This is a genomic window from Sphingopyxis sp. BSNA05 (genome assembly GCF_013265645.1).
In the GTDB taxonomy this organism is placed as follows: domain Bacteria; phylum Pseudomonadota; class Alphaproteobacteria; order Sphingomonadales; family Sphingomonadaceae; genus Parasphingorhabdus.
Genome location: NZ_PYIA01000038.1, coordinates 1 through 4,378 on the forward strand (window position 1 = coordinate 1; position 4,378 = coordinate 4,378).

Consider the following 4,378-nt stretch of genomic DNA (forward strand, 5'->3'; position numbering starts at 1 on the left):
AAATCGTAGTTACCGAGAAAATTTTGCTTTTCTAAAGTCCGAAATAGAGCGAGAGGGTAAAGCCAATATCAAAGATGTCATAATCGACCGATCGCGCCAAATCGAATTTCTAAGTCAGCTCGACGCAGCATACACTGGGTTTTCTAACGTTTCTAAAGCCGTCATTGATGTTAGCACTTTTCCTCGTGATCGGCTCCTCATCGCAATGAATTATTTGCGAAGAAAATTATCACCCCACGATATATCAATCGCAGTGACGTCCCCTGGGGAATATGCAACCGAGCGGGATGATGGTGAACAATGGCTTTCTCGGGGAGTAAAGCGAATTGAGCCAGTAATTGGTTTTAATGGACATCAACGTCCGCACTTGGACTGCCTTCTGATACTTCAGCTTGGGCATGAATATGAGCGGCCGAAGATCATTACGAACTCGCTTGAACCTGATTTAGTAGTGATACTAGGTCAAAGTAAAATGCAGCACAATGCACGCAGCTACGGGGCATTTATAGAAAACAACGCTACCTTGCTTTTGGATCTTCAAGGTAAAACTAAATCATACTGTGAAATTGGGCATCATGATTGGATGGCATCCAGAGATGAAATAGCACGCATTCGATGTGAATATGCCGATACACATAATGTTTTTATAGCTCCCAATGGGACTAAGGAGCAACTATTAGGCGCCTTTGGCGCAGCACTGGCATTCCCAGACATTCAAATCATTTATGCTGAACCTCAACGTTACAACTTTTCTGCATCAAGCGGTATTGGCGGCACACGAATAGTAATGTTATCTGATATCGTCGGTTACTGAAATCCGTCTTGAGCCGTAGCGATCAGTTTTCAATGCCGGGGCCCCTTGCTGACATGAGTTGGTACTGCCACCTATCGCGATAACTCAGAATGATGCGAATAGATTAACTAAATTGTGTGGAGTTCTAAACTCTCGCCGAATATCCAGATTTACCATGCTGTTTATGGGTTGTAAACTTAACCGCTTTCACACTGATTCATCCCGTCTTTGCGCAAATAATCCTCCACTTTCGCCAACGTCTTAGCCCGCGGCCTTCGACCTTCCCTCAAATCCAAAACAAACCGAGGATCACCCACGGCGCGCTGCCAAACCGCGTCGGTGACATATGTGTCTCTTTCAAGTGCATTTCGATACGATCCAACAGTTTCAAATGAGGCCTCCTAGAATCATAAATTCCTTGTGTTCTTGTTATGTTCCTATTAGGAAGATTGCATATTGTCTAGGATAAATCCTATTGAGGGGTCGAAAGGCACAAAAGATGGATGATGTACGAGAAAATCTGGACCGGCTGATCCGCGAAAACGGGGATGATTATTCCGGTCTCTCAAAAATGCTTGGCCGTAATGCCGCCTATATCCAGCAATTCATAAAGCGGGGTTCGCCGCGCAAGCTGGACCCGGAGGACAGACTTAGGCTGGCGAGCTTTTACGGTATTGACGAACAACTGTTGGGCGGGCCGCCGCCAACTGGCAGTGACGGAATGGTCGAAGTCCCCGTACTCGATGTCAATGTTTCTGCAGGACATGGCGCGCTAGCGACAAGTGAGGATAGGAAAACGCGGTTCTCGTTCGATGAACGCTGGCTGCGCAAACTGACTCCGGCTAGGGGCGTCAGTCTTTCGGTCGTCCGCGTCATGGGCGATTCCATGGAACCAACTCTATCGGACGGCGATGACGTTCTCGTGGATGCTTCCGACCATGGTTCACGGCTCCGCGATGGGATCTATGTTATGCGGATCGATGATACGCTGGTGGTCAAGCGGATTGCGCTGCGTCCTGACAGTCCGTTCATTACCATTGCCAGCGATAACCCGACCTATCCGACCTGGGAGGATATTGATCGCAGCACCGTCCATATCGCAGGCCGCGTGCTTTGGTTTGGTCGTGCGCTTTGAGAAGAATATTAGTCTAAACTAGCCTAAATCCCCATATCCAATGGCTTGCTATGCTCTTTTTCAAGTTCTCGCTGATCCTTTTGCGGTTCTTTGACCGTGGTTTCATTTCCTTTCGCAAGACCCGTGGCGGCGGCTTTACCAAGACGCCGGGTCACTTCGAGCGCAGATGTTTTTGCGCCGTCATTTTTCTCGACTGCCGTTTCCAGTTTCTCGCGGTTATCAACGATGAGCGTCAATCCATCCCGCAATCTGGTAATCGTCACCAGAAACGTCTGCTTGTTGGAAAGATTACGCTCGCGGCTGTCCATGACGGCAATCCCGCGATCAGAAGTTAGCCCTTGGGCCATATGGGCGTTGAGTGCGTAAGCCAAATCAATGCGTTTTAGCATGGGATCTTTATGGGGCAACCGATGCTCGATGCCCGAAGAAGTTCGCAAGTGAACATGATCATTATCTATTGCTGTAATATTGGCCTGATCCGCATTGAACAGCCCGCGTTTATGATCACTGTCGGTCCAGCGGATTTTATCACCGGCATAAATATCGAGCTGCTTCTTTTCATATAGTGCGATCTGATCTTCAGATGCATTGGCGCGCAGTTTGCCAACCTGGAAGCTGCGCTCCCTGCCCTTGCGATCTTTTAACACAAGCTGCTTTGCGCGCTCATCTACCGAGATCACATCAAATTGCCCTTTGCCAAGACGCTGACTTCTGTCCGGCGCTTTCAATTCAATCATCATGCCCGGCTTATAGCTATGAATATAACGCAGTTCTTCGCGGGTGCTGTTGACGCGGGAGAATGTTTCAAGATCCAGCCCGCGTTTTCCCAGTTCATTGTTCTGCTTAAGCCCGGTCTGGACCGCTTCATTGACATCGGTGCGCAGCGCCCGCCCCGACGCATAAATGGCAGTAGATTGTCGTTCCCGGGGAGAGAGCGCAAGCCAACGTTCGGCAGCGATGAGGGCGCTGCCCTCTTTGGTTTCGATAATATGATCCTTCAAATAGGACATGGCCTCGCCGATATTTCCGGCCTGGGCTGAATATTGCGCGCGGCGTAATATTTTATCACGCGCGCGCAAGTTGGTGATCATTTTGGCGGTATCAATGCCCGATGCCTGTACAAGCGCAAAGGGCTTGCCAGCATCGACAGCGCCGAGCTGCTTCTTGTCACCAATCATAACCAGACGGTCGACCTCAAGGAGGTTTGCGAGCCGGACCAGCTTTTCTTTTTCGACATTGGAGACCATCGAGGCCTCGTCGAGAACCAGCACATGGTTTTTCATGGCAGCTTTGGCTTCCATAAGAGCCTTTTTATCGGCTCCCTCCTCAAGAAGGTTTTTATGACTTCCAATGAAGCGCGCCAAAGTCATCGACGCAATCCCGGTATCGCGCTCAAGCATCTGGACGAGCGTATTCTGGACGGCGAGCCCCAGAACCGTTTTGCCATTCTCGCCAAGAAGCTGCGAGACGGGTTTGAGAAGGCTGCTTTTGCCTGCACCTGCAATGCCCTGCACTGCGATAATACGGTTGCACGATGATAATATCATCCGCCCTGCGGATTCTTGGCCTTTGTTAAGTGTCATGCCGAATTTCAATCCCGCGACCGCCTGCAACTGCTCGCCTGCCATGTCCGATGACAAAATAGGCTCTGACTTGCCCCTGCCCGCTTCGACCTGTCCAATGATGCGCTGCTCGATCTGCAAGGCATCGCGCGTGGTGACAAAATCGCGGTCGCGTCCTTTGCCCCGAACAAGCTCACCTTCCCTGACAAGTGCCCTGACGCGGCGTTCAACATGGGCAATTGATGTCGGGAGGCCAAAATCCAAAGCAGTCTTATAAACATCATAAACCCCAAATGCTGCTTCGCGCTGGCTCAGATGGCGAATGGCTGAAGCGGCCGCCTGCGCTGCGGCAATCTCTTCGCGGGGTTTGTTCAGGATATGCGCTGGCATCAAAGGATCTGCGGAGGGCTTTGGCCCATATCCTTGAATTTTTCGGCAACGCCCGCAGGAAAATCATCCCTTTTGCGCCAGTGATAGATTCGGGTTTTGATCAATCTCCAAACCAGCTGCGCGAATGTTCGCTTTGTCGATCAACTCGCCAAGATCGAGCTCCATCGCCTTTGCTGCTTCCTGCCAAGTCGCGGACAAAGCATCCCTGTCCTTGATAGTTTCTTTGGGCGCGCGGCTTGCTAGAGCGGCAATCTTGCCAGCTTCGAGTCCTGGACCCCGGCGCGCATCAAGCACCTCCTGTCGGCGGGTCGAAAAGGCCATGACCGCTTCGCGCGAAATGCCCGCTGCTTCAAAATTACCGTGTTTGCCTTGATGGGCGGGCTGATATCCCAGTTTTCAACTTCAAGACGAAAGCGCGCCACGGTCATACTGTTTAGAAGCGTGTTATTCGACCATAGCTTGTCATTATGAAGCGCGCGCCATTTGGCGTCCGGGCCT

The 4,378-nt window shown here is 50.8% G+C and carries 4 protein-coding genes; 2 read left to right on the top strand and 2 right to left on the bottom strand.

Translation table 11 applies throughout. The features are described from left to right. The coding region (locus C8024_RS04310) for a hypothetical protein (protein ID WP_173203099.1) at positions 1-814 on the top strand (814 nt) is incomplete at its 5' end. A gap of 478 nt (positions 815-1,292) precedes the next feature. Beyond that, positions 1,293-1,928, top strand: coding sequence for a S24 family peptidase (locus C8024_RS04315; RefSeq protein ID WP_173203101.1), 636 nt, complete (start codon positions 1,293-1,295; stop codon positions 1,926-1,928). A gap of 23 nt (positions 1,929-1,951) precedes the next feature. Here the strand turns inward: C8024_RS04315 and C8024_RS04320 are convergent, their stop codons facing one another. Both C8024_RS04320 and C8024_RS04325 read right to left on the bottom strand, forming a co-directional pair. Beyond that, entirely contained in the window at positions 1,952-3,880 is a 1,929-nt protein-coding gene (locus C8024_RS04320; protein ID WP_173203103.1) for an AAA family ATPase, read from the bottom strand. A gap of 63 nt (positions 3,881-3,943) precedes the next feature. Beyond that, positions 3,944-4,273: a relaxase domain-containing protein gene (locus tag C8024_RS04325; protein WP_254305548.1), complete on the bottom strand. Its 330-nt coding sequence runs from the start codon at positions 4,271-4,273 to the stop codon at positions 3,944-3,946. Between the last annotated feature and the right edge of the window lie 105 nt (positions 4,274-4,378).

Excerpts from the sequence above, each read along its gene's own strand:
- C8024_RS04315 (WP_173203101.1), top strand. The coding sequence starts at position 1,293 with ATGGATGATGTACGAGAAAATCTGGACCGGCTGATCCGCGAAAACGGG.
- C8024_RS04320 (WP_173203103.1), bottom strand. The coding sequence starts at position 3,880 with ATGCCAGCGCATATCCTGAACAAACCCCGCGAAGAGATTGCCGCAGCG.